A 24,962-nucleotide genomic window follows, 5' to 3' on the forward strand; every position below is an offset into this window, starting at 1 on the left:
CCCCCCAAAATCCGACGGCCTGGCGGAGAAGCGTGCAAACTCGCTTCGCTCAGACAAGCACGCTTCTTTTTCCGCCATCCCATCAGATTTCGGGGCGTCGTATACGGGAGGTACGTCAAAAACGTATCGCTACGGACAACGATTGAAACACCGTGGAGCTGATCGACGATTGACGATCGGCGATTGACCTGATGACCTGATGACCTGACGACCTGATGACCTGATGACCTGCCGACCTGCCGACCTGATGATCTGGTGATCTGGTAATCGGGTGATCTGGTGATCTGGTGATCGGGTGATCGGGTGATCGGGCGAGCTAATCCAAATGCGGTTGATCATTGCGTCATCGTTCGATCGACCCGAGCCATTCCACCCCAATCGCCAATTTGAAGCTTCGAAAAACATTAAGAGTCAACGGTGCGCTGGGCATCGGTATAAGACACTTCATGGGGTTGGCTGATTAGGTAAGCGGCGTACAGCCGAGGGATCATCTCTCGCGAACGCGGCACTGGATTAGCCCAGACATCCGAGTCTGGTTGCCTATCGAAGCGGGCGTTGGCCAAGTGGGTGTTGACGTTTTTTCTTTGGTTCCTTTCTTTTTCTAAAAGAAAGGAACACACCCGCCGGGGTGTCTCCCGGCTTCACAACGACAACCATCAAACCCAGCCATACGAACCGCAAGCCAATAACCGACAAACAAACCAAACCAAACAAACCAAACCAAACCAAACAAACCAAAACCTCAGCAAGCCGACCCATCCGGCCCCGCCCTCATGCTGTATGAGGGATCATCAATCAACCCCGGCCAGATGATCTCAAGCTCGAACGCAATCGACCGCGCCAGCCCTTCCAGATCGGGAAACAGCGTCGAATTGGTGATGTTCATCCGGTACAAGGCCCGCATGGCCTCTTCCCGCATGGCCTGCGGCAGGATGATCTTGCTGATCAGGGTTTCGTTGGTGCCGTACTGGCTCAGGATCTGGTCGAGCGATTTGTCGATCACGCCGGGCAGGACGAAGGTGCCTGACTGCGCCACCAGCCGGCGGTCCATTTGCGTCGGCTCGCCGATCCAGATCACTTCTTCGTGATTGTCGATGAAGTGGCGCTCGAAATTTCCCTTGCGGCGGGGGTCGATCTCGTCACGGCTCAGTTCGGGCCGGCCTATCGGCGTGGCGTTGTACAGCACCGGCGTATTGAGCGCGAATACAGCGGCGTTGGAGGTGGCTTTTTCAAGCGCAAAAAAAGCCGCTACGAATGGCGACTTGGTGAAATCGAGAAGGCGCGTCGGCGCGCCGTGATGCTGCATCAGTGCCAGGCAGCGCAGGTCTTCGTCCAGCACGTTGGCGTCGGGAAGGTAGTTGTGCGCCTTGCGCCGGAAAATGCGGATCGCACGTTCTTCGCGGGCGCGCCAGCCCTTGCGATTGGGGATGAAGTCGTAGAGATAACGGGTCAGCGAACTGATCAGCGGCCAGCGTTCGTCCTGGTGACCACGGAAGGCCCATCCGTCCAGCTTGGCGGACAGGGCGACGAATTCTTCCCAGCTGGTGATCTGTATTGTGTTCACTTGGGATCAGTGATTGCGATGCCAGTAGTGCGTTCGCCGGAATGGACCCACATGGACCCATTCCGGCCCCCTCACCTTCACAGGGAGGGGTGTCAAGCCTGCTCGTACTTACTACTTGTACTTGCTTGTACTTGCTCGTACTTGCTTGTATTTACTTGAAGCCCAACGCAGCCGATTCCTTGTCCACAGCCTGCAGCACTTCCTTGCCGACGCGGGCTTCGACGCTCTTGCGGACCGGCAGCAGCGCTTTGCGCCATTCGGCACGCTCTTTGTCGTTCAGGACATAGACGGTGGTCTTGCCGGACTTCTTGATGGCATCGAGCGCCTGCGCGTTTTCAGTCTGGGCAATGGCATTGGCATAGCGAGTGGCTTCCTTCATCGCGCCTTCGAGCTGGCCGCGGATGTCTGCCGGCAGACCGTCCCAGAACTTCTTGTTGACGATCACTGCGTAGCCGATATAGCCATGGTCAGACACGGTCAGGTGCTTCTGCACCTCGTGCATCTTTTGCGTATAGACGTTGGACGGGGTGTTCTCGCCACCATCCACCACGCCGGTCTGCATCGCCTGGTACACCTCGGAGAATGCCATCACCTGCGGATTGGCGCCGAGTGCGCGGAACTGCGCGTCCAGTACCTTGGACGACTGGATGCGCATCTTCTGGCCCTTGAAATCGGCCGGATGACGCAGCGGCTTGTTGGAAGTCATTACCTTGAAGCCGTTGTCCCAGTACGACAGGCCGGTGATGCCTTTGGTCTCAAGCTTCTTCAGCAGACTCTTGCCAACCGGGCCTTCGGTCACGCGGTACAGCACGTCCTTGCTCGGAAAAATGTAGGGAATGTCGAAGGCTTCGAATTCCTTGACACCGAGCGGGCCGAATTTTGCCAGCGAGGGCGCCAGCATCTGCACGGCGCCCAGTTGCAGGGCTTCGAGTTCTTCCTTGTCCTTGTACAGGGTGCTGTTCGGATAGACCTCGACCTTGACACGGCCCTTGGTCGCTTTCTCGGCCAGCTCCTTGAAGCGGTCGGCGCCCTTGCCCTTTGGCGTATCGTTGGTGGTGACGTGGCTGAACTTGATGACGATCGGCGCCTGGGCGAAAGCCGCGGCCGAGCTCAATGCCGCAACCAGCGCGACAACGTGGAATGGTTTGAAAAACATGGATCTCTCCTAGGGTATTTATTGGATTTTATAGTTGGCTTGGTATTACAGGATGTTATTGCCTTGCCAGACCGGCGCCGGCCCTGCGCTCCGATTCGGCAAGAATCTCCCTTGCTTTCAGTATAACCGGACGGTCGACCATCTTGCCATCGACCGCGATTGCAGCGCCGTCCGACTTGCTTGCCGCGGCTAGCACCCTGCGCGCCCAGTCCACTTGCTCGCTGGTCGGCATGAAACTGGCGTTGACGTGCGGCACCTGCTTCGGATGGATGCAAAGCTTGGCGCCGAAGCCGAGCCGGCGGCCGCGTTCGGTGTCGTGAGATACGGCGTGCTGGTCGTCGATTTCGGTGGTGACGCCATCGACCGGCGCTTGTATGCCAGCCACGCGCGACAGCAATACCAGCTGGGAACGGAAGTACAGCAACTCGTCATCTTCGCCGTCTATGCCCATGTCGACATTGAAGTCGATGGTGCCGAACAGCAGCCGCAGCACCTGCGGTTGGCGGGCCAGCTGGCTGGCGTTCCACATTCCCTGTGCGGTCTCTATCAGCGGCAACACCTGGCGGGCACCGGCGCCGACCAGGGTGTCGATGTCGCTGGTGCGCTCGGCCTTGGGCAGCACGATGCCGGTTACGCCGGGCAGGCCGCACAGTTCCAGGTCCTCGCGAAACCATGCGGAATCGGCGGCGTTGATGCGCAGGTAGACGCTGCGCTCTGCATTCAGCCAGGTCCTGACGCTTTCGCGGGCGCTGGCTTTTTCGGCGGGTTGCACGGCATCTTCAAGGTCGATGATGACGGCGTCCGCGCCGGACGCCAGGGCCTTGTCGAAGCGTTCCGGACGATTGCCCGGAACGAACAGGTAGGAACGGTGAATGCCGCTCACAGCAAGCGTCCGACCTTGTCGGCCTGTTCGATGTTCCACAGACGTTCGAACACGCGTCCCATTTCAGCGGGAGTGGCGCCGCCGGAGAAGGCTGCCAGGCGCAATGCCTTGTCTTCGAGCTCCTGGCGCGACAGCGTGTTGCCGGGATCGCCCTTGGGTTCGTCAACACGGCAATCGATGCTGGCGCCGTCAACGGTCTCGACCGTGACCTTGCCGATCCAGCGCGCCGGATAGGCGCTGTCGACATCCTTGTCGAGCACCATTTCGACCTTGTCGCGGAAAGCGATGACGGCCGGGTCGCGGTAGAACTGCTGGAATTCGCCCAGGCCGGCCTTGCCGTAATTGGCGATCAGGCCCAGCACGGTGCCCATCGAGAACTTGGACTGGTGCACGGTCTGCGGATCGACCACCGGTCCCAGCACGTCGATCGCGCCCTGGTGCACGCGGGTGATGACGCGGCGCACCTGCTCCGGACGCAGCTTGTGGCTGGTCATGACCTCCAGCAGCGCATCGGCTGCGGGATGGGTATGGCGGCAAGAAGCATGGAATTTGAACGAGGTTTCGGCGGTGGCCCAGCGCTCGCCCAGGCGGTCGGTCAGGCGCGACGGATCGGCGTCGGTGGACATGCCGGCGGCCATGCCCTGCGCCCCTTCCAGTATGTGCAGGGCGCCGGTGAAACCCTTGTCGGCGATATAGGCAGCCATCAGGCCATTGCCGGCCGCTTTGGCGGTATGCAATTGCTTGGAGTCGGCGGCGTCGCGCAGGAATTCCCACAGGCCGGCAGCTTGCGTGCCGGCCGAGCCGAAGGCGTGCAGCATTTTTTCGGGGGAGAGCTTGAGCAGGCGGCCGACTGCGGCGGCGGCAGCCACGGTGCCGACGGTGGCCGTGGTGTGGAAGATCTTGTAGTGCGAGCGGCCAAGGAATTCACCGACGCGGATGCCGACTTCGTAGCCGGCAACCGATGCCGTCAGCAATTCGCGGCCGGAGGCGCCGATGGCCTGCGCCACGGCCAGCGCCGGCGAGAACACCACGGTCGCCGGGTGCAGCACCGAGCTGTTGTGCAGGTCGTCCTGTTCGGCGAAATGCGAGGAAGCTGCGTTGACCATCGCCGCGAACAACGGCGAGCTCATGCGGCGCGAGATCAGCACTTCGGATTGGCCGTCGGTGGGGCCCATCGCCAGCGCGAATTGCTCGATGATCTCGACCGGACGCGCGCCCTTGCCGGCGATTGCCGAACCGAACCAGTCAAGCAGCAGGTCTTCGGTACGGCGCACGACGGCGGCAGGAATGTCTTCGAATTGCAGGTTGGCGGCAAATGTGGCCAGTACCCGGCTTGGGTGGTCAGTCATCAGTGTTCTCCTTGTCTGCGGTCAGACCGCTTTTTCTTTTTTCAATGCCTCGATTTGCTGCTGATCGTATCCCAGTTCCGCCAATATCGAATCCGTATGTTCCCCTAATGCCGGAACCGGGTCCATGCGGGGAACATAGGTGTTGGGCACGCCTGGCGGCAGCAGCGCGGGGATGGGCCCGGCCGGGGTGCCGACTTCGGTCCAGCGATCGCGCGCCTTCAACTGCGGGTGGTTCCAGACGTCGTGCATGTCGTTGAGCTTGGCGTTGGCGATCTGCGCCTCTTCCAGCCGTTCGATGACTTGCTCGGAGTTCAGGCGTCCGAACACGTCGACGATGATGGCGCGCAGCTCTGCACGATAGGAATTGCGGGAGGAATTGGACGAGAAGCGCAAGTCGGTCGCGACCTCCGGCAACATCAGCACCTTTTCGCAGAACGTGACCCATTCGCGTTCGTTCTGCAGCCCCAGCATGACGGTCTTGCCGTCGCCGGCCGGGAACGGGCCGTAGGGGTAGATGGTGGCGTGCGCAGCGCCGGCGCGCGGCGGCGGCTCGGCGCCTTCGAAGGCATAGTAGAGCGGGTAGTTCATCCATTCGACCATGGCTTCCAGCATCGAGACGTCGATGCGGCATCCCTTGCCGGTTTTCCCTCGTTGCAGCAGGGCTGCCAGGATGTTGGTATAGGCGTACATGCCGGCGGCGATGTCGGCCACCGAGCAGCCGGCCTTGGACGGTTCTTCCGGGGTGCCGGTGACCGACAAGAAGCCGGATTCGCTCTGGATCAGCAGGTCATAGGCCTTCTTGTCGCGATAGGGGCCGTCGTCGCCATAGCCAGAGATGTCGCACACGATCAGCTTCGGATATTTCTCCTTCAGCGCTTCGTAGGACAGGCCGAGCCGGGCCGCTGCGCCGGGTGCCAGGTTCTGCACCAGCACGTCGGCGTTTTCGAGCAGGCCGGCAAAGATGCCTTGTGCTTGCGGATGCTTGACGTCGAGCGACAGGCTTTCCTTCGAGCGGTTGGTCCAGACGAAATGCGAGGCCAGTCCATGCACCCGTTTGTCATAGGCGCGGGCAAAATCGCCGACGCCGGGCCGTTCGATCTTGATGACGCGGGCGCCCAGGTCCGCCAACTGGCGGGTGCAGAACGGCGCGGCAATCGCGTGTTCGAGGGTAATGACGTTGATGCCGTCCAGAGGTCTCATTGCTGCTCCGGTCAGAAAGAGCGCGGCAGGCCGAGCACATGCTCGCCGACGTGCGCCAGGATCAGGTTGGTCGAGATCGGCGCGACCTGGTACAGGCGGGTCTCGCGGAACTTGCGCTCGACGTCGTATTCATTGGCGAAGCCGAAGCCGCCGTGGAACTGCAGGCAGACGTTGGCGGCTTCCCACGATGCGTCGGCGGCCAGCATCTTGGACATGTTGGCTTCGGCGCCGCAGGGCTGGTGGGCGTCGTACAGGCGGGCTGCTTCGTAGCGCATCAGGTCGGCGGCACGGATGTTGACGTAGGCCTTGGCGATCGGGAACTGCACGCCCTGGTTCTGTCCGATCGGACGGCCGAACACCACGCGGTCCTTGGAGTATTGCGACACCTTGTCGATGAACCAGTAGCCGTCGCCGATGCACTCGGCGGCGATCAGGATGCGCTCGGCATTCAGGCCGGTCAGGATGTACTTGAAGCCCTGCCCTTCTTCACCGATCAGGCTGTCTGCGGGGATTTCCAGGTCTTCGAAGAACAACTCGTTGGTCTCGTGGTTGACCATGTTCATGATCGGCTTGACGGTCAGGCCGTTGCCGATTGCCTGCTTCAGGTCGATCAGGAAGATCGACATGCCTTCGGATTTTTTCTTGACCTCGGCCAGCGGCGTGGTGCGGGCCAGCAGGATCATCAGGTCGGAGTGCTGGATGCGCGAGATCCAGACCTTCTGGCCGTTGATCACATACTTGTCGCCCTTCTTGACGGCGGTAGTCTTGATCTTGGTGGTGTCGGTGCCGGTGGTCGGCTCGGTCACGCCCATCGACTGCAGGCGCAGTTCGCCGGTAGCGATCTTCGGCAGGTAGTAATTCTTTTGCGCTTCGGAGCCGTGACGCAGCAGCGTGCCCATGTTGTACATCTGGCCGTGGCAGGCGCCGGAGTTGCCGCCGGCACGGTTGATTTCTTCCATGATCACCGTGGCCTCGGTCAGCGACAGGCCGGAGCCGCCGTATTCCTGCGGGATCAACGCGGCCATCCAGCCGGCCTTGGTCAGTGCTTCGACGAACTCGGCTGGATAGGCGCGCTGCTCGTCGGTCTTGCGGAAATATTCTTGCGGGAATTGTTCGCACAGACTGCGAACGCCGTCACGGATGTCCTGGTAGTTATTGTCGTGGCTCATTTTCTTGTCTCGATGTGGAATGGATGATCAGATTAAATTGGTCGTTCGGCGCATGGCTGCCGGCTCAGGCGATCACTGCTTCGGCCTGCATGGCCAGTTCGCCGCGCACGTTCTTTGCCCACAGGCGCACTGTCTTGCCGTCTCCTTGCGGCAAGCCGCAAACGGTGAACGGCTCGATGTCGAACAGCGGTCCGACGGCACGGAAGCTGAAGCTCTTGAGCGTAGCATCCGGCAGGTTTCGGTACAGCAGGTCGACCAGCAGGGTCGCGATCAGCGGTCCATGCACGATCAGCCCTGGATAGCCTTCTACCTGGGTGACATACGTGCGGTCGTAGTGGATGCGGTGGCCGTTGAAGGTCAATGCGGAATAACGAAACAGCAAAACCGGGTCGGGATGGATGGTGCGCGACCAGGCCTCGCCTGCGGGCGCCGGCTTGCCCTGGGCAGCGGGCGCGCCGGGCGGCGGCATGTCACGGTAGACGATGTCGTGTTCTTCAGTCAGCGCCACGGTGCCGTTGACCGACACTTCGTGGCCGACGGTGACGAATGCAAGATGCCCGGTCGCGCCGCTTTTTGCGGCGACATCGAGAATGGTCGATTTACGCGAGATGGCGGCGCCGACCGGCAGCGGCGCGTGGAATTGCAGGCGTCCGCCGGCCCACATGCGGCGCGGCAGCGGCACTGGCGGCAGGAAACCGCCGCGCTTGGGGTGGCCATCTTCGCCAATCTGGGAAGCGGGCGCAATCGGCCAGAAATGCGTCCAGTGCCACAAGGGCGGCAGCATGTTGTCCGCCGGCGGCTCGCGGTCCAGGGTTGCGGCCAGCGCGCGCAGTTTTCCGAGGTCGACCACGTCATCGACTGTTTCAGTTTTGCCAACCCATTGCTTCAGCAGGGTGATGTCAAATGCGTCAGATACCATGCTCACCTCATTATAAAAGTGCCGTAATTGTGGCGGCGCTGGCAGCAGGCGGCAATCTGCTTTTTCTGAAGGGGGGGTTCAGCCGGGCTGATGGATCGGGAATGGATGCCTCGCAAGAGCGTAAAATCACGCGACTGGAACCGGAAAAACCCATGCTCTTCGATCTGACCGACCTGCGCTTGTTCATTCACATAGCCGAACACAAAAGCATGACCCGTGCTGCCGAACGGATGCACCTGTCGCTGGGCGCTGCCAGCGCCCGCATGAAGGAACTGGAATCGCGCTTCGGCATGCGCTTGCTGTACCGCGAGAACAAAGGCGTGCAACTGTCGCCGGCGGGCGAGACGCTGCTGCGCAACGCGCAGCAGATCATGCAGCAGGTGGAGCGGCTCAAGAGCGAGATGCAGGAATATAACAATGGCATCAAGGGCCATATCCGCATTTTCGCCAACACCACGGCGGTGACCGAATTCATGCCCGAGGTCCTGGGTCGCTTCCTGGCGCGTTATCCGCAGGTGAACGTGGCGCTGGAAGAGCGCCTGAACCAGGAGATCGTGCGCGGCGTGCAAGAGGGTACGGCGGACATCGGCATCGCCGCCGGGACGATACAGGCGCAGGGACTGCACATCATCAATTTCTCTACCGACCGGCTGGTGCTGGCGACGGCGGTGGAGCATCCATTGGCAAAGGCGGGCAAGATCTCGTTCGCCGAGACGCTGGATTTTCCGCATATCGGACTGCATGAGGGCAGCACGCTGCAGCATTTCCTGAACCGCATGGTCGCCGAAATCGGACAACGCCTGCAGCTGCGCATACAGGTGCGCGGCTTCGAAGCCATGTGCCGGATGGTGGAGGCGGACGTCGGAATCGGGATCCTGCCCTATTCCGCGGCCCTGCGGCTTTCTGCTACGACCAGGCTGGCGCTGGTGGAGCTTTCCGAACCGTGGGCGGTGCGGGAGCGCAGCGTGCTGGTGCAGGATCTGGAGGGATTGCCGCAGTATGCGCGGGAGCTGGTGGAGGAGATTTGCCGGTCGCCGGCGGTGGCGTAGGAGGCCGCTTGATTGAAAGGTGATCGTTGCCCAATTCCGTGGGTTGGCGGTTTTGTGGTTTTGTGGTTTTGCGGTTTTGCGGCTTTTTGGCTTGCGGGGCGTGTGGCTGGGTTTGGTGGTTGTGGTTGTGAAGCCGGGAGACACCCCGGCGGGTGTGTAACTTTCTTTTGGAAAAGAAAGTCACCAAAGAAACCAAAGTCAAAACCCACTTGGCCAACGCTCGCTTCGATAGGCAACCAGACTCGGATGTCTGGGCTAATCCAGTGCGACGTTCGCGAGTGATGATCCCTCGGCTGGGTGCCGCTTACCTAATCAGCCAACCCCATGAAGTGTCTTATACCGATGCCCGGCGCACCGTTGACTCTTAATGGTTTTCGAAGCTTCAAACAAGCGATGGGGCTGTTCGACGAAAGGCAAGGAACAGCGAAGTATGGCCCAAAATTTCCAAGACGCCTTGCCCCTTGGCAGCCCGACCTCAAGAATCAATTAGCAGCTTCGAAAATGATTGGGAGTCAACGAGCGGTGGTGTGCGGTCGGCGGCATTGAAGCGGGTTGGCTGATCCCGGTCAGAGGCGAACGTGTGGCAGGACCTTCCTCGCGAACGTCGCATTGGTTCGGCCCAGGCGTCCGAGTCTGGTTGCCTATCGAAGCGGGCGTTGGCCAAGTGGGTGTTGACGTTTTTTCTTTGGTTCCTTTCTTTTTCTAAAAGAAAGGAACACACCCGCCGGGGTGTCTCCCGGCTTCACAACGACAACCATCAAACCCAGCCAAACCACCCGCAAGCCAGTAAGCCGCCAAATCAAATATGGCGAGCATGGGGTCAGGTCTCGATATGTACTGTACCGAACGGTTGTGCAGTAAAAGTCAAGACCTGACCCCAGGACTACATGAAGTGTCTTATACCGATGCCCGGCGCACCGTTGACTCTTAATGGTTTTCGAAGCTTCAAACAAGCGATGGGGCTGTTCGACGAAAGGCAAGGAACAGCGAAGTATGGCCCAAAATTTCCAAGACGCCTTGCCCCTTGGCAAGCCGACCTCAAGAATCAATTAGCAGCTTCGAAAATAATTGGGAGTCAACGAGCGGTGGTGTGCGATCGGCGGCATTGAAGCGGGTTGGCTGATCCCGGTCAGAGGCGAACGGGTGGCAGGACCTTCCTCGCGAACGTCGCATTGGTTCGGCCCAGGCGTCCGAGTCTGGTTGCCTATCGAAGCGGGCGTTGGCCAAGTGGGTGTTGACGTTTTTTCTTTGGTTCCTTTCTTTTTCTAAAAGAAAGGAACACACCCGCCGGGGTGTCTCCCGGCTTCACAACGACAACCATCAAACCCGGCCACACGACCCGCAAGCCAGTAAGCCGCCAAATCGAATATGGCGAGCATGGGGTCAGATCTCGATATGTACTGTACCGAACGGTTGTGCAGTAAAAGTCAAGACCTGACCCCAGGACTGATGGCTTTCGAAGCTTCAAACAAGCGATGGGGCTGTTCGAAGAAAGGCAAGGAACAGCGAAGTATGGCCCAAAATTTCCAAGACGCCTTGCCCCTTGACAGCCCGACCTCAAGAATCAATTAGCAGCTTCGAAAATAATTGGGAGTCAACGAGCGGTGGTGTGCGGTCGGCGGCATTGAAGCGGGTTGGCTGATCCCGGTCAGAGGCGAACGTGTGGCAGGACTTTCCTCGCGAACGTCGCACTGGTTCGGCCCAGGCGTCCGAGTCTGGTTGCCTATCGAAGCGGGCGTTGGCCAAGTGGGTGTTGACGTTTTTTCTTTGGTTCCTTTCTTTTTCTAAAAGAAAGGAACACACCCGCCGGGGTGTCTCCCGGCTTCACAACCACAACCATCAAACCCAGCCACACGACCCGCAAGCCAGTAAGCCGCCAAATCGAATATGGCGAGCATGGGGTCAGATCTCGATATGTACTGTACCGAACGATTGTGCAGTAAAAGTCAAGACCTGACCCCAAGACTACGTGACCCCAGGACTAATACGTCTCCACATGGAACCGCCCTTCGGCGACCATCTTCGCGTGCAAGGCGGGCCAGTCGATCTGGTTAGCGCTGCAGACTTCTTGCATTGCTTCCATCACGCCGGCTTCCATTCCCTTCAGGCCACAGATGTAGACGTAGGTATCTCCGCGCAGGAGTTCAGCCACCCGCTGGCTGGCGGCGCGGATCTTGTCTTGCACATAGGCGCGCGGCTGGCCGGATACGCGTGAAAATGCCAGGTGCATGTCGATGAATTCAGACGGCAGCTTCAGCAGCGGCCCGAAATAGGGCAGTTCCTCCGGCTTGCGGGCGCCGAAGAACAGCGTCAGCTTGCCATCCAGCGGCTTGCCTTTGGCGAACATGCGGCGGCGGTGTTCTGTCATCGCGCGCATTGGTGCCGACCCGGTGCCGGTGCAGATCATCAGGATGTTGGAGCCGGCGTGGTTGGGCATCAGGAAGTTGGTGCCGAAGGGGCCGGTCACCTGCACCGTATCGCCCTTTTGCAGGTCGCACAGATAGTTGGAGGCGACGCCGCGCACGGGCTTGCCCTCATGATCCGTTTCGACCCGCTTTACTGTCAGCGACAGGTTGTTGTAGCCCTCGCGTTCGCCGTCGCGCGCACTGGCTACCGAGTACATGCGCAGGTAGTGCGGCTTGCCGCTGGCATCGGTGCCCGGCGGCAGGATGCCGATCGACTGGCCTTCCAGCACCGGGAAGAAGCAGGTGCCGAAGTCGAGCACGATGTGGCGCACATCGCTGTCGGCATCGGGAGCGGTCAGCCTGAAGTTGCCGGCGACGGTCGCTGTGACCGGACGTTTCAGGTTGTAGAGATTCAGGTAGGGATGGGCTGCGGACCAGGGCGGAACCTGCGATGTGCTGGTGGTCGCGGCATTGACCTGCTGGCCGTCCACAACCGCGGCGAGTGCGGTACCGTCTGCCGGGGCAGGCGCGGACTCGGCCTCAGGCTCAACCTGGAGCGCACCTTCGGCCGGCAGCTCCTGCTGGGCAGGCAATTCGTCCCAGGTCAGTTGCTCGGCGATCGAATAGGCGGAGGCGCGCAGCACCGTGCGCCAGTTGTCGATCGAGCCGGTCGGACAGGGCGAGATGCAGGCATTGCAGGCATTGCAGATGTCGGCGTTGACGACATAGTTGCGCTCGTCATGCGTGATGGCATCGATCGGGCAAGTCTCTTCGCAGGTGTTGCAGCGGATGCAGACTTCGGGGTCGATCAGGTGCTGGCGAAGGAGTATGACTTGTTCGGGAGCGTTCATCGGCGTGGGCGGGGTGAGATGCGGGAAAAGGTTCGGGCGGGGCAAGGGCACCGGCTTGCGCAAGCCATGAACGCTCCCTCCCTTTCAAGGGGAGGGAGCAGATAGTTGCGTTCGATACTCGTCAGTTAAACCGGATATATTCAAAATCAATCGGCTGCCGGTTGATCCCGATCGGCGGCGGTGCAATCCAGTTTGCCATCTTGCCCGGCTCGACCACCCGCCCCATCAGCGAAGCTACATAGGCACGGTCTTCGTCGCTCGGCAACCAGTTGTTCACATTTGCCTGCCATTCTGCCTCGGAAACCACGCTGCCGTCCGGTGCGACGCGAATATTGGCGAAGGTGCCGATCTTGCGGTTGAAGGCCTTGTGCGGGGTCTGCAGGCGGAAGCTGACGCCATTCTTTTCCAGCACCTTGTTCCAGCGGCCGACGCCGGCAACCGAATCGCGGATGTAGTCGTCGCGCAGCACTTCGTTGAGCGAATTCAGCATCGGCACTTCTTTCTCCACCAGCCGGCCATTTACCACTTCAAGAATCTTGTAGCTGTTGTCCTTGAGCAGGTGGTCATCGCTGCGCTTGGTCTCTTCATAACGGCCCTTGAGACCGGTGGTGTAGAAGGTCGCGGCGTTGGAGGACTGGTCGGCGCCGAACAGGTCGATGGTCACGCTGAAGTGGAAGTTCAGGTAGCGCTGTATGGTCGGCAGGTCGATCACACCCTTGGCGCGCACTTGTGCCGGATCCTCGATGCCGAATTCCTTCATCACCTGGCAGGTACGGTTGAGCACGCGCGCCACGCCGGATTCGCCGACGAACATGTGGTGCGCTTCTTCGGTCAGCATGAAGCGGGTGGTGCGCGACAGCGGGTCGAAGCCGGATTCGGCCAGTGCGCACAGCTGGAACTTGCCGTCACGGTCGGTGAAATAGGTGAACATGAAGAAGGCCAGCCAGTCCGGCGTCTTCTCGTTGAATGCGCCAAGGATGCGCGGCTTGTCCTGGTCGCCGGAATTGCGCTGCAGCAGTTCTTCGGCTTCCTCGCGGCCGTCGCGCCCGAAATATTTGTGCAGCAGGTAGACCATGGCCCACAGGTGACGGCCCTCTTCCACGTTGACCTGGAACAGGTTGCGCAGGTCGTAGTTGGAGGGGGCGGTCAGGCCCAGGTGGCGCTGCTGCTCGACCGAAGCGGGTTCGGTGTCGCCCTGGGTCACGATCATGCGGCGCAGGTTGGCGCGGTGCTCGCCGGGCACGTCCTGCCAGGCATTCTCGCCCTTGTGCTCGCCGAAATTCACCTTGCGGTCCTGCTCCGCCTGGGCCAGGAAAATGCCCCAGCGGTAGTCCGGCATCTTGACGTGGCCAAAATGCGCCCAGCCTTCGGGCGTGACGTTGACCGCCGTGCGCAGGTAGACGTCGTAATCCACCGAGCCTTCCGGTCCCATGTCGCGCCACCATTGCAGGTAGTTCGGCTGCCAGTGTTCGAGCGCGCGCTGCAGCGTGCGGTCTTGCGACAGGTTGACGTTGTTCGGAATTTTTTCGCTGTAATCGATCGTGCTCACGGTGTCTCCTCGGGAGTTTCATGCATTGCGCTGTGGGCGCATGTCTGTATGTGTATCTGTGCTTGGGTCTGTATCTGGATCTGAACGTGGAACTTTTTTGGATCTATACGCGATTCATGTCGAACTGGGCTTTGTTGCCGCTGCCGTAGACCTTCAGTGCGCCCAATTCGCCGACGGCATTGGGGCGGACGAAGATCCAGTTCTGCCAAGCCGACAGCCGGCCGAAAATGCGGGTCTCCATGGTTTCGCGGCCATTGAAGCGCAGGTTGGCTTCCAGCCCGGTCAGGGCGTCGGGCGACATCGAGGCGCGCTCTTCGACTGCCAGGCGGATTTCGTCGGTCCAGTCGAGGTCGTCCGGGTCGGATGTGACCAGGCCGAGCGCCATGGCCCGCGCGTGATCCAGCGGCTGCTGCTTCGCTTCGCGCGCGGCTGCCATTGCCGGTTCTTCTTCATAGAAACGGCGCGCCAGGCGCGACTGGCCTGTGACCATGGGCAAGACACCGAAGTTCATGTCCGACAGCACGATGCGCGGTGCGGCTTCGGGCGTGTCCGGCAGCGCCAGCATGTAGCTGCGGTCGGCGGCCAGCGCCAGTTCGAGCAGCGTGCCGACAAAGCAGGAGCCCTCGTCGATCAGCGCGAACATGGTGCGCGAGGAAACGTCGAGACGGGCGAAGGTGCGGCGCAGCAGGCCGATGGTTTCGCGCACCAGCCAGTGCGACTGATTGGCCAGCAGCGTGGCGTCCATCTCCAGCATGGCATGGGGATCGCCGGAGGTCTTCAACAGCCAGGTGCCGATATCCAGTTCGTTGGTGCGCAGATGCAGGATCAGGTCGTCCAGCTCGCGCCCCATCTGCAGCGGCCACCAGGCGGCGCCGGCGGCTTCGATGCCGGCAATGTCAGTTGGCTGGGCGCCGGCTGGCGCCTTGACGGTCAGGGTTGCGGTGCGCGCCTTGCGGTCGATGGCGACGCTGACATGGGTGTATTCGACGCCGTTTTCAGTCTGGCTGCGCTGCAGCGGCGGCAGCGCTACGCCGCGCCCGTTGGCCGGACGGTCGCTGGCCGCTGCCAAAGCCAGCGCGCGTTCGCGCACGAACTGCTGGAACTGGGCCGGCTTGGCGATATGGTCGACCAGGCGCCAGTCCTTGGCGCGCTGGCCGCGCACGCCTTCGGAGGTGGTGCAGAAAATGTCGGCATGGTCGTGCCGGACATGGCGCTTGTCGGTCAGGCGGGTCAATCCGCCGGTGCCGGGCAGCACGCCAAGCAGCGGCACTTCAGGCAGGCTCACCGACGACGAGCGGTCGTCCACCAGCACGATTTCGTCGCAGGCAGCAGCCAGTTCATAGCCGCCGCCAGCGCAGGCGCCATTCACGGCGGCCACGAATTTCAGTCCCGAATGGCGGCTGGAGTCTTCCAGCCCGTTGCGGGTTTCATTGGTGAATTTGCAGAAGTTGACCTTCCAGGCATGGGTGGACTTGCCCAGCATGAAGATATTGGCGCCGGAGCAGAAGATGCGGTCGAGGCCGCTGGCCAGCACCACCGTGCGCACTTCCGGATGCTCGAAGCGGATGCGCTGGACCGCGTCGTACAGTTCAATGTCGACACCGAGGTCGTAGGAATTGAGCTTGAGCTTGTAGCCTTCGCGCAGGCCGCCGTCTTCGTTGACGCTCATGGTCAGCGTCGCGATCGGGCCGTCGAAAGCCATGACCCAGTGTTTGTACTGGCCTGGCGTGGTCTGATAGTTGACTGGGGGCTGGGACATCGGTTTCCTCAGAGGCAATATGCTGCACGGGGACTACTGTGCAGGAACTATATTGCATGTTTCGGAACCGGTCAAGAAATCAAATGCACTCCCGGTTCGGCCCCGCTATGCCCGCAGCTGATCCTGGATCAATGCCTTGCCCCGCATCTGGTCCACCAGGCCCATGAACGCGGCCTCCTGCGTCATTTCACTGGTGTCATGGATCAGGTCTGCCTTGGAATAGAACTCGGCCCGGCTTTCCAGGATGTGCCGCAGGTCGTCCATTGCCTCGCGGTTGCCGGCCATGGGCCGCTTGTCGCCTTGCGCGACCACCCGTCCCATGTGTTCTTCCGGCGCGGCCTTGAGCCATACCGTGAAGCAATGCGACAGCAACAGGTTGAAGGTGGCCGGCTCGGAAACGATGCCGCCCGGGGTGGCGATCACGGCCCGCGGGAAGCGCCGGATGGTTTCTTCCAGGGCACGGTATTCATAGCGGCGGTAGGCGTTCTGTCCATACAGCGCGTGGATCTCGGCGATGCTGCAGCCGGCCATTGCTTCGATCTGCCGGTTCAGTTCGACAAAGGGCACCATCCAGTTGTCGGCCAGCATCTGGCCCAGCGTGGATTTGCCGGCGCCGCGCAAACCGATCAGCGCGACGCGTTGCCGGCGCGAGGCGTCGCTGGTGGGCGTATCGAACACCTGCGCCAATGATGCGCGGGCTTTGGCCAACTCTTCCTCCGAGCGGCCGCGCAGGATCTCACGGATCATCAGCCACTCGGGCGAGGACGCGGTCTCGTCGCCGATCATTTCGGCCAGGGTGCAGTTGAGCACCACCGTCAGCTGCCGCAGGAACTGGATCGACGCATTGCCGACACCGGACTCGACATTGGCAATGTGGCGCTCGGAAACGTCGGCCATGCGCGCCAGCGCCTTGCGGGTCATGCCGCGGCGGGAGCGCAGCATCTTCAGGCGCTCGCCAAGCGCAGTCAGGAATGGATCCTTCAGGTGCAGATCCTTGTCATTTTCTTGGTCCAGCTCGGGCATGATGAAGCGGCTCGCGCCTGCTGATTTGCAATGAAGCATATTATCCGCCACGTCCTTGACCTGCGCAACATATTGCATTTAAACTCGATTTCAATGCATTACAGTTCCGCATTCCAGTTCGGATGCAGATCAGACCGGCAGGGACGACAGGGGTGCACGTATGGCACGGATGCAGGTACGCCAATGCCTGGTCGGCACCAAGCTCAAAAAGCCTGCACCAAACCAGCACACAGCGCAGTACAAAAAACAGGACGCGCCGCCGGACGGCACGCCGCAAGGAGACATGCATGGAACACCCGAGCGCGCTGCCCGAGCGCTTCAATTTTGCGCGCTACATTCTTGACATCAACCGCGGCCGCGCGGCCAAGCCGGCCTATATCGACGACACGCGCCGGATGAGCTATGGCGAGCTGGACGAGCGGGTACGGCGCTGCGCTGCGGGGCTGCTGGCGCTGGGCCTGCGGCCCGAGGAACGGGTGATGCTTGTCATGCTCGACACGGTCGACATGCCGGTGGCCTTCCTGGGCGCGTTGTTCGCCGGAATCGTGCCGGTGCCGGTCAATACCCTGCTGCCGGCGGCGGACTACGCGTACATGCTGGCGCATAGCGAAGCCCGGGTGGTGATCGCTTCGGCCCCCTTGTGCGCCACGGTCAGCCAGGCCATCGCGGAAAGCGGCCGTTCACCGCAACTGGTGCTTGCCGGCGACATGCAGGCGCTGCCATCCGGCGCCCTTCCCTTCACGCAACTGCTGGCCGAGCCGCCGCTGCCGGTCGACGGCAATGCCGACACCCATGCGGACCAGTTCGCGTTCTGGCTGTATTCCTCCGGTTCGACCGGCCGACCCAAGGGCACGGTGCATAGCCATGCCAACCTGTACTGGACTGCCGCGCTGTACGGGCAGCCGGTGCTGGGCGTGCGCGAGGACGACGTCGTGTTCTCGGCGGCGAAACTGTTCTTCGCCTACGGCTTGGGCAATGCGTTGACCTTCCCCCTGTTCGCGGGCGCCACCGTGATCCTGATGGCCGAACGCCCCACCCCAGCCGCCATCTTCGAGCGGCTGGTGAAGTACAAGCCGACCGTTTTCTGCGGCGTGCCGACGCTGTATGTGGCAATGCTGGCCTCGGATGCGCTGCCTGCGCGCGAGCAGGTGGCGATGCGAGTCTGCGCTTCCGCCGGCGAGGCGCTGCCGCGCGAGGTCGGCGAGAAATTCCATGCCCATTTTGGCGCCCATATACTGGATGGCCTGGGCTCTACCGAAATGCTGCACATCTTCCTGTCGAACCGTCCGGGCGACATTCGCTATGGCGCCACCGGCAAGCCGGTGCCAGGCTATGAAGTCGCGCTGCGCAGCGATGACGGCCATCCGGTGGGCACCGGCGAAGTCGGCGACCTGTATATCAAGGGACCGAGCGCGGCGCTGCTGTACTGGAACAGTCGCGAAAAAAGCTGCAGCACCTTCCAGGGCGAGTGGGTAAAGAGCGGCGACAAGTACGTGCTGGACGAGCAAGGCTATTACACTTATGCCGGCCGCAGCGATGACATGCTGAAGGTGAGCGGACAATATGTGTCGCCGATCGAAGTGGAATCGGCCCTGATCGCGCACCCCGGCGTGCTGGAATCGGCCGTGATCGGCCGCACCGACCAACAGGGGCTGACCAGGACCGTGGCCTATGTGGTGCTGCGCGCCGGCCAGCAGCAGAACGAGGCGATGAAGGAAGACTTGAAAGGCTTCGTCAAGACACGGCTGGCGCCGCACAAGTACCCGCGCGAGATACATTTCGTCGACGAGTTGCCGAAAACCGCCACCGGCAAGATCCAGCGCTTCAAGCTGCGCGCGCTGCAGGACTGAACACGACGCGCAATATAGACGCGCAAGACAGACGCACAAGACAGACACGCAAAACATACACGATACAGTTCACAAGATAGAAGATGGCAAGCAACCCGAAACCGCTCGACACCCCGCACACCGCAAGCCTGGCACACCTGGACTGGAACGGCCGCCCGATCTCGCTGGAATACCAGTGGGTCGGCGACCCCGATTCTTCGATGCCGGTGGTCGTGTTCCTGCACGAGGGGCTGGGTTCGATCTCGATGTGGAAGGACTACCCCGAGCAGTTCTGCCGTGCTTTCGGCTTCAAGGGGCTGGTCTATTCGCGCTATGGGCACGGCCATTCGACGCCGCGCCCGCGCGACGAATTGCCGCAGATGGATTTCATGCACCGCCAGGCGACCGAATTGCTGCCGGCGCTGCTGCGGCACCTGGGAATTTCCCGGCCCTGGCTGTTTGGCCACAGCGACGGCGCCTCGATCGCACTGATCTTTGCCGCGCGGCTTCCCGACCAGCTGGCCGGCGCGGTGGTGGTGGCGCCGCACATCCTGGTGGAAGACCTGACCGTCGCCGGCATTGCCGCGGCGCGCCCGGTTTACGAACAGGGGGGCCGGGGCATGCGGGCCGGGCTGGCGCGCTACCATGCCGACGTCGATTCGGTTTTCTATGGCTGGAACGACGTGTGGCTGAAACCAGAGTTCCGGCAGTGGAGCATCGAGGACGAACTGAAAAACATCACCTGCCCGCTGCTGGCCGTGCAGGGCGAGAACGATGAATACGGAACCATGGAACAGGTCAAGGGCATTGCCCGCCGCGTGCCCCATGCAAAAATCGTGGCCCTGTCGGACTGCGGTCATTCGCCGCACCGGGACCAGCCGGAAGCATTGACCCGGGAGGCGGGAAACTTCATTATCAGCCAGTTGCCAGGAAGGCCGGCGCAGCCGGACTCACGGGACAAGTAGATCCAGGCAATTCCGGGCAAAAAACCGAAGCGCCCAACCAGAACAACCGAAAAAAACCAGCAAGCCCACAAGGAGACTCCATGCAACTGCGACACCCATCCATCCGCCTGGCAATGGCGGCAGCCGCGCTGACGCTGTGCGGCTACAGCCATGCGCAAACCGGCCCGATCAAGGTCGGCTTCATGCTGCCCTACACCGGCACCTATGCCAGCCTGGGCAACATGATCGAGAATGGTTTCAAGCTGTATGTGCAGGAACAGGGGGGCAAGCTGGCCGGCCGCGAAATCCAGTATTTCAAGGTGGACGACGAGTCCGAGCCGTCCAAGGCGACGGACAACGTCAACAAGCTGATCAAGCGCGACCAGGTCGATGTGGTGGTCGGCACCGTGCACTCGGGCGTGGCGCTGGCGATGGCGCGCGCGGCCAAGGAAAACAACACGCTGCTGATCATTCCGAATGCGGGCGCCGACGCCATCACCGGGCCGATGTGCAGCAAGACCGTGTTCCGCAGTTCTTTCTCCAACTGGCAGCCGGCCTATGCAATGGGCGAGGTAGCAGCCAAGAAGGGACACAAGAAAGCCATTACGCTGACCTGGAACTATGCGGCCGGCAATGAATCGGTGAAAGGTTTTGCCGAGGGCTTTGAAAAAGGCGGCGGCAAGGTGGTGCAGAACCTGACCCTGCCCTTCCCGAATGTGGAATTCCAGGCGCTGCTGACCCAGATCGCATCACAAAAGCCGGATGCGGTGTACTCGTTCTTCGCGGGTGGCGGCGCGGTCAAGTTCGTGAAGGACTATGCGGCTGCCGGCCTGAACAAGACGATCCCGCTGTACGGGCCGGGATTCCTGACCGACGGCACGCTGGAAGGCCAGGGCGAGGCAGCGCAGGGCATGATCACCACCTTGCACTATGCGGACAACCTGAACAATCCGCGCGACAAGGCGTTCCGGCTGAATTTCGCCAAGACCTACAAGGCCAATGCCGACGTCTATGCAGTCCAGGGCTACGACGCGGCGCAAATGCTGCTGGCCGGCCTGAAGGCCGCCAATGGCGACATCAAGAAGATGAACCAGGTGGTGGCTGGCATGGAGAAAGCGGAAATCGACAGCCCGCGGGGGAAATTCAAGCTGTCGGCTGCGCATAATCCGATCCAGGATATTTATACGCGGCAGGTGAAGGGCAAGCTCAACGAGTACCAAGGGGTGGCCATCAAGCAGTTGGCGGATCCGGGGCGTGGATGCAAGATGTGATGTGAGGGAGGGCGGGGGGTGTAGCAGGGGTTTCGGGCAGCATGCTGCCCGCCTGCGGAACGGTCTGCGCTTGCAAGCGCAGACGCGCCCTGCAAGGGGGGGATGGGGTTCCGTAGCACACCACGCCACCACACCCACCTCCCACCACCCACTCCCCGCCACCCACCACAGCACCACCCGTACCACCCAACGAAGCACCCAATGGATCTCCCCACCTTTCTAGTCCAATGCCTGAACGCGGTCCAATACGGCCTGCTGCTGTTTCTCGTGGCCAGCGGGCTGACGCTGATCTTCGGGATCATGGGCGTGATCAACCTGGCGCACGGCAGCTTCTACATGATCGGCGCCTACATGGCCTTCGTGATGGCGCCGCTGTTCGGCGACCAGTTCCTGCTGCAGATGCTGGTTGGCGTGCTGCTGGCTGCGATCTTCGGCTATCTGCTTGAATGGCTGTTCTTCAGTTACCTGTATCAACGCGATCACTTGCAGCAAGTGTTGATGACCTATTCGCTGATCCTGGTGTTCGAGGAATTGCGCAGCCTGCTGGTGGGCAATGACGTGCATGGCGTGAAGGCGCCGCCGTGGCTGTCCGGCGGCTTTGCGCTGGGCGACCTGATGACTTATCCGGTCTACAACCTGTTCGCCTCGGCGGCCTGCCTGGTGGTCGCGATCGGCCTGTACTTCGTGGTCAACCGCACCCGGCTGGGCATGATGATCCGCGCCGGCGCCAGCAACCGCGACATGGTGCGCGGACTGGGCATCAACATCCGGCTGCTGTACCGCATCGTGTTTGCAGCCGGCGTCGCGCTGGCCGCGCTGGCGGGCATGATCGCCGCGCCGGCATCCTCGGTCTATCCGGGCATGGGCGGGCAGATACTGATCATCTGTTTCGTGGTGGTCGTGATCGGCGGCATCGGCTCCATTTCAGGGGCGCTGATCGCGTCGCTGCTGGTCGGCTTCGTCGATACGTTCGGCAAGGTTTTTTTCGCGCAGTACAGCGGCATGAGCATCTACATCCTGATGGCGCTGATTCTGATCTGGAAGCCTGAAGGCTTGCGCAGCAGGGGTTATTGAATTGAGCACGCCTTCCATCACCACTGCCAACGCCGCGGCCACCGCGGCCGCCATGGAGTCCTCGGCGCCGCTGTGGCGGCAGTCCATGCTGCCACTGGCCATCGCCGCCGCGCTGGCGCTGATGCCGCTGTTCATGTCGGACTACCTGCAGGACCTGGTGTTGCGCATCGTGATCTATGCGATCTTCGCGCTCAGCCTGGAACTGCTGGTCGGCATGACCGGGCTGGTCAGCCTGGGCCATGCGGCCTTCTTCGGCATTGCCGCCTATGTCACCGTGCTCGGCTCGCCGGAATATGAAGCGGGATCGGTCGCGACGCTGTTGCCGCTGGCAATGCTGGCCGCCGGCGCCTATGCGCTGGCAGTCGGCGCACTGTCGCTGCGCACCAAAGGCATCTATTTCATCATGGTGACGCTGGCCTTTGCCCAGCTGGCATATTTCGTCTTCCACGACACCAAGCTGGGTGGCGGCAGCGACGGCATTTTCCTGAACGTTCGCCCGGTGCTGGCGATTGCCGGGCAAGCCATCGCCGACCTTGGCAGTGGCCGGCAAATGTACTACTTCTCGGTGGCGGCCCTGGTGCTGGGCTACATTTTCCTGGCCCTGGTCCGGCGCTCGCGCTTCGGCCATGCGCTGGCCGGTATCCGCGTCAACGAACAGCGCATGCGCGCCGCCGGCTTCAACACCTATTTCTACAAGCTCGCTGCCTTTGTCATTGCTGCCCTGCTGGCTGGCCTGGCGGGCTTCCTGATGGCGGCCAAGAATGGCGGCGTCAATCCGGAATTCCTGTCCTGGCACGAATCGGGCGCGGTGCTGATGATGATCATCCTCGGCGGGCTGGGCAGCCTGCGCGGGGCGGTGCTGGGCGCCATCGCTTTCGTGCTGCTGAAAGAGTTTTTTTCGTCCGCCGCCCTGCTCGGCCGGCTGGCCGACCATTGGCAACTGACACTGGGCCTGACGATGATATTTTTCGTGGCGCTGCTGCCCGACGGGTTGATCGGCGCCGGCCGTCGCATCGCCGGACTGGCACGCAAGGGGGAGGCGAAATGAACACCGCGCCCCGCCCTGCCCTGCTGCAAGCACAGGCGCTGACGCGCCGCTTCGGCGGCCTGACCGCGGTCAACCGTGTCTCGCTGGCCCTGCACGTGGGCCAACTGCATGCCGTGATCGGCACCAACGGCGCCGGCAAGTCGACGCTGATCAACATGATCTCCGGCGAGCTGCCAGTGTCCGAGGGCACGATTGCGCTGGACGGGCAGGATATTACCCGCCTGCCGCAGTTCCGCCGCGCGCGCGCCGGCATTGGCCGCAGCTACCAGCGCACCACCATCTTCCCGCAGTTCAGCGTGCTGGAAAACTGCCGGCTGACAGCGCAGGCAGCGTCGCAGCAGCCATGGCGGCTGTTCCAGGACGCGCAGCACTGCCGCCACAGCATGCCGATCGCGCACGAGGTGTTGCAGGTGGCGGGCCTGTCCCATGTCGCGCAACGCCCGGCCGGCAGCCTGTCGCACGGACAGAAGCGCCAGCTGGAAATCGCCATGTGCCTGGCCACCCGGCCACGGGTACTGCTGCTGGATGAACCGCTGGCAGGCATGGGTGCGGAGGAAAGCGAACGCATGCTGTCCTTGCTGGAACATCTGAAGCAGGATCACGCCATCCTGCTGGTCGAGCACGACATGGACGCCGTGTTCCGGGTGGCCGACATCATTACCGTGATGGTCAACGGCGAGGTGATCGCCAGCGACCTGCCGGAGCGGATCCGCAGCAACAAGGACGTGCAGGTCGCCTATCTAGGCGAAGAGCACGCGCACTAGCAATCCAACCGGCCCTTTTCGCATGTTACGACTCAGCGGCATCCACACGTACTACGGCGACAGCCACATCCTGCAGGGGGTCGACCTGCATATCCCGCCGGCCACTGCAGTGGGCCTGCTGGGGCGCAACGGCATGGGCAAGACGACGCTGATCCGCTCGTTGCTGGGCTATGTGCCGGTGACACGCGGACAGGTGCAATGGCGCGGGCGCGACGTGACCGGCTATCCGCCCGAGAAGATGACGCGGCTGGGGATTGGCTACGTGCCGGAAGGGCGTGGCATCTTTCCCAATCTTTCGGTGCGCGAGAACCTGGTGATGAGCGCCCGGCCCGGTGTCGACGGCCGCAACGAGTGGAGCCTGGAGCGGGTGCTGGAGACTTTTCCGCGCTTGAAGGAGCGGCTTGGGCACGGTGGCCAGCAATTGTCCGGGGGAGAGCAGCAGATGGCGTCCATCGGGCGCGCCTTGATGACCAATCCGGATCTGCTGATCCTGGATGAGGCGACCGAGGGGCTGGCACCGCTGGTGGTGCAGGAGATCTGGCGGGTGATCGGGGCGATCCGGGGGACGGGGATCAGTACCTTGATCGTGGATCGCAATTACCGGGCGGTGTTGAATCACACGGATGTGGCAGTGGTGATGGAGAAGGGGAAGATTGTGGTGGCGGGGGCTTCTGCAGATCTCGCTGCGTCGGAGGAGGTGTTGGCGGGGTATTTGGGGGTGTAGTTTTTCGTTGGATTTTGCTGGCGGTTTCCGCACCGAGGGGCGTTTTCCTTTCCATGCGGCCTAGCCGGTTTCCGCACCGGCGAGCCGGATCTCGGTTTGCGACGTTTTCGAACTATCGTTGCTTGCGACCTAGCCGGTTTCCGCACCGGAGGGCGGGTTCCTTTGTTTGCTGGCGGTTGGGCTGTTTTCGAACTGGCGTTGCTTGCGACCTAGCCGGTTTCCGCACCGGCGGGCGTGTCCCTTTCTTTGCTCGCCAAAGAAAGGAACCAAAGAAAGGCGACCCGGATACGACGCCCCTTCGGGGTCCCCCCAAAATCCGACGGCCTGGCGGAGAAGCGTGCAAACTCGCTTCGCTCAGACAAGCACGCTTCTTTTTCCGCCATCCCATCAGATTTCGGGGCGTCGTATACGGGAGGTACGTCAAAAACGTAT

General features: G+C 61.8%; 21 protein-coding genes. 9 read left to right on the forward strand and 12 right to left on the reverse strand.

The window, feature by feature from the left end; all coding sequences use genetic code 11:
• Window positions 1–187: hypothetical protein (locus FVE66_RS20390; protein ID WP_206668800.1), on the forward strand; the 187-nt coding region annotated here is incomplete at its 5' end.
• A 555-nt stretch (window positions 188–742) separates the two neighbouring features.
• Here FVE66_RS20390 and FVE66_RS19980 read toward each other — a convergent pair.
• From FVE66_RS19980 to FVE66_RS20010, 7 genes are all read right to left on the reverse strand, one after another.
• Entirely contained in the window at window positions 743–1,564 is an 822-nt protein-coding gene (locus tag FVE66_RS19980) for an FRG domain-containing protein (RefSeq protein WP_151449252.1), read from the reverse strand.
• Between the two features lie 151 nt (window positions 1,565–1,715).
• Entirely contained in the window at window positions 1,716–2,720 is a 1,005-nt protein-coding gene (locus FVE66_RS19985) for a TRAP transporter substrate-binding protein (RefSeq protein ID WP_151449253.1), read from the reverse strand.
• Between the two features lie 55 nt (window positions 2,721–2,775).
• Complete coding sequence (locus FVE66_RS19990; protein WP_151449254.1) at window positions 2,776–3,603, reverse strand: HpcH/HpaI aldolase/citrate lyase family protein; 828 nt, start codon at window positions 3,601–3,603, stop codon at window positions 2,776–2,778.
• Window positions 3,600–4,952 carry an MmgE/PrpD family protein gene (locus FVE66_RS19995; RefSeq protein WP_151449255.1) on the reverse strand — a complete coding sequence of 451 codons (1,353 nt, stop codon included), beginning with the start codon at window positions 4,950–4,952 and terminating at the stop codon, window positions 3,600–3,602. The genes FVE66_RS19990 and FVE66_RS19995 overlap by 4 nt, the downstream gene beginning before the upstream one ends.
• A gap of 21 nt (window positions 4,953–4,973) precedes the next feature.
• On the reverse strand, window positions 4,974–6,152 hold the full coding sequence (locus tag FVE66_RS20000; protein WP_151449256.1) for a CaiB/BaiF CoA transferase family protein: 1,179 nt from the start codon (window positions 6,150–6,152) through the stop codon (window positions 4,974–4,976).
• Between the two features lie 11 nt (window positions 6,153–6,163).
• Window positions 6,164–7,321, reverse strand: coding sequence for an acyl-CoA dehydrogenase family protein (locus tag FVE66_RS20005; RefSeq protein ID WP_151449257.1), 1,158 nt, complete (start codon window positions 7,319–7,321; stop codon window positions 6,164–6,166).
• 64 nt (window positions 7,322–7,385) lie between these two features.
• Window positions 7,386–8,240: an HTD2 family dehydratase gene (locus tag FVE66_RS20010; protein WP_151449258.1), complete on the reverse strand. Its 855-nt coding sequence runs from the start codon at window positions 8,238–8,240 to the stop codon at window positions 7,386–7,388.
• A gap of 152 nt (window positions 8,241–8,392) precedes the next feature.
• Between FVE66_RS20010 and FVE66_RS20015 the strand changes: the two genes are divergently transcribed.
• Window positions 8,393–9,289 carry a LysR family transcriptional regulator gene (locus FVE66_RS20015; RefSeq protein ID WP_151449259.1) on the forward strand — a complete coding sequence of 299 codons (897 nt, stop codon included), beginning with the start codon at window positions 8,393–8,395 and terminating at the stop codon, window positions 9,287–9,289.
• A gap of 1,981 nt (window positions 9,290–11,270) precedes the next feature.
• Here the strand turns inward: FVE66_RS20015 and boxA are convergent.
• The 4 genes from boxA to FVE66_RS20035 form a co-directional block, all read right to left on the reverse strand.
• Window positions 11,271–12,545 (reverse strand): benzoyl-CoA 2,3-epoxidase subunit BoxA, encoded by a 1,275-nt coding sequence (gene boxA / locus FVE66_RS20020; RefSeq protein ID WP_151449260.1) that lies wholly within the window; start codon window positions 12,543–12,545, stop codon window positions 11,271–11,273.
• A 121-nt stretch (window positions 12,546–12,666) separates the two neighbouring features.
• Window positions 12,667–14,094 (reverse strand): benzoyl-CoA 2,3-epoxidase subunit BoxB, encoded by a 1,428-nt coding sequence (boxB, locus tag FVE66_RS20025; RefSeq protein ID WP_151449261.1) that lies wholly within the window; start codon window positions 14,092–14,094, stop codon window positions 12,667–12,669.
• A 103-nt stretch (window positions 14,095–14,197) separates the two neighbouring features.
• Complete coding sequence (gene boxC, locus FVE66_RS20030; RefSeq protein ID WP_151449262.1) at window positions 14,198–15,853, reverse strand: 2,3-epoxybenzoyl-CoA dihydrolase; 1,656 nt, start codon at window positions 15,851–15,853, stop codon at window positions 14,198–14,200.
• A 105-nt stretch (window positions 15,854–15,958) separates the two neighbouring features.
• Window positions 15,959–16,876 carry a helix-turn-helix transcriptional regulator gene (locus tag FVE66_RS20035; protein WP_151449263.1) on the reverse strand — a complete coding sequence of 306 codons (918 nt, stop codon included), beginning with the start codon at window positions 16,874–16,876 and terminating at the stop codon, window positions 15,959–15,961.
• A gap of 287 nt (window positions 16,877–17,163) precedes the next feature.
• Here FVE66_RS20035 and FVE66_RS20040 point away from each other — a divergent pair, with 287 nt between their 5' ends.
• The 7 genes from FVE66_RS20040 to FVE66_RS20070 all read left to right on the forward strand — a co-directional run bounded on the left by FVE66_RS20040 (window position 17,164) and on the right by FVE66_RS20070 (window position 24,530).
• Window positions 17,164–18,726 carry a benzoate-CoA ligase family protein gene (locus FVE66_RS20040; RefSeq protein ID WP_151449264.1) on the forward strand — a complete coding sequence of 521 codons (1,563 nt, stop codon included), beginning with the start codon at window positions 17,164–17,166 and terminating at the stop codon, window positions 18,724–18,726.
• An 83-nt stretch (window positions 18,727–18,809) separates the two neighbouring features.
• Window positions 18,810–19,670, forward strand: coding sequence for an alpha/beta fold hydrolase (locus FVE66_RS20045; RefSeq protein WP_151449265.1), 861 nt, complete (start codon window positions 18,810–18,812; stop codon window positions 19,668–19,670).
• Window positions 19,671–19,750: 80 nt separating this feature from the next.
• Window positions 19,751–20,920: an ABC transporter substrate-binding protein gene (locus FVE66_RS20050; RefSeq protein WP_151449266.1), complete on the forward strand. Its 1,170-nt coding sequence runs from the start codon at window positions 19,751–19,753 to the stop codon at window positions 20,918–20,920.
• Between the two features lie 201 nt (window positions 20,921–21,121).
• Window positions 21,122–21,994: a branched-chain amino acid ABC transporter permease gene (locus FVE66_RS20055; protein ID WP_151449267.1), complete on the forward strand. Its 873-nt coding sequence runs from the start codon at window positions 21,122–21,124 to the stop codon at window positions 21,992–21,994.
• Between the two features lie 52 nt (window positions 21,995–22,046).
• Window positions 22,047–23,042, forward strand: a complete 996-nt coding sequence (locus tag FVE66_RS20060; protein WP_151449270.1) for a branched-chain amino acid ABC transporter permease — start codon at window positions 22,047–22,049, stop codon at window positions 23,040–23,042.
• Window positions 23,039–23,806, forward strand: a complete 768-nt coding sequence (locus FVE66_RS20065; protein ID WP_151449268.1) for an ABC transporter ATP-binding protein — start codon at window positions 23,039–23,041, stop codon at window positions 23,804–23,806. The genes FVE66_RS20060 and FVE66_RS20065 overlap by 4 nt, the downstream gene beginning before the upstream one ends.
• A gap of 22 nt (window positions 23,807–23,828) precedes the next feature.
• Entirely contained in the window at window positions 23,829–24,530 is a 702-nt protein-coding gene (locus tag FVE66_RS20070; protein ID WP_151449269.1) for an ABC transporter ATP-binding protein, read from the forward strand.
• Between the two features lie 209 nt (window positions 24,531–24,739).
• Here the strand turns inward: FVE66_RS20070 and FVE66_RS20395 are convergent.
• The coding region (locus tag FVE66_RS20395) for a hypothetical protein (protein WP_206668801.1) at window positions 24,740–24,962 on the reverse strand (223 nt) is incomplete at its 5' end.

This window comes from Lacisediminimonas profundi, from assembly GCF_008831265.1.
In the GTDB taxonomy this organism is placed as follows: Bacteria; Pseudomonadota; Gammaproteobacteria; order Burkholderiales; family Burkholderiaceae_D; genus Lacisediminimonas; species Lacisediminimonas profundi.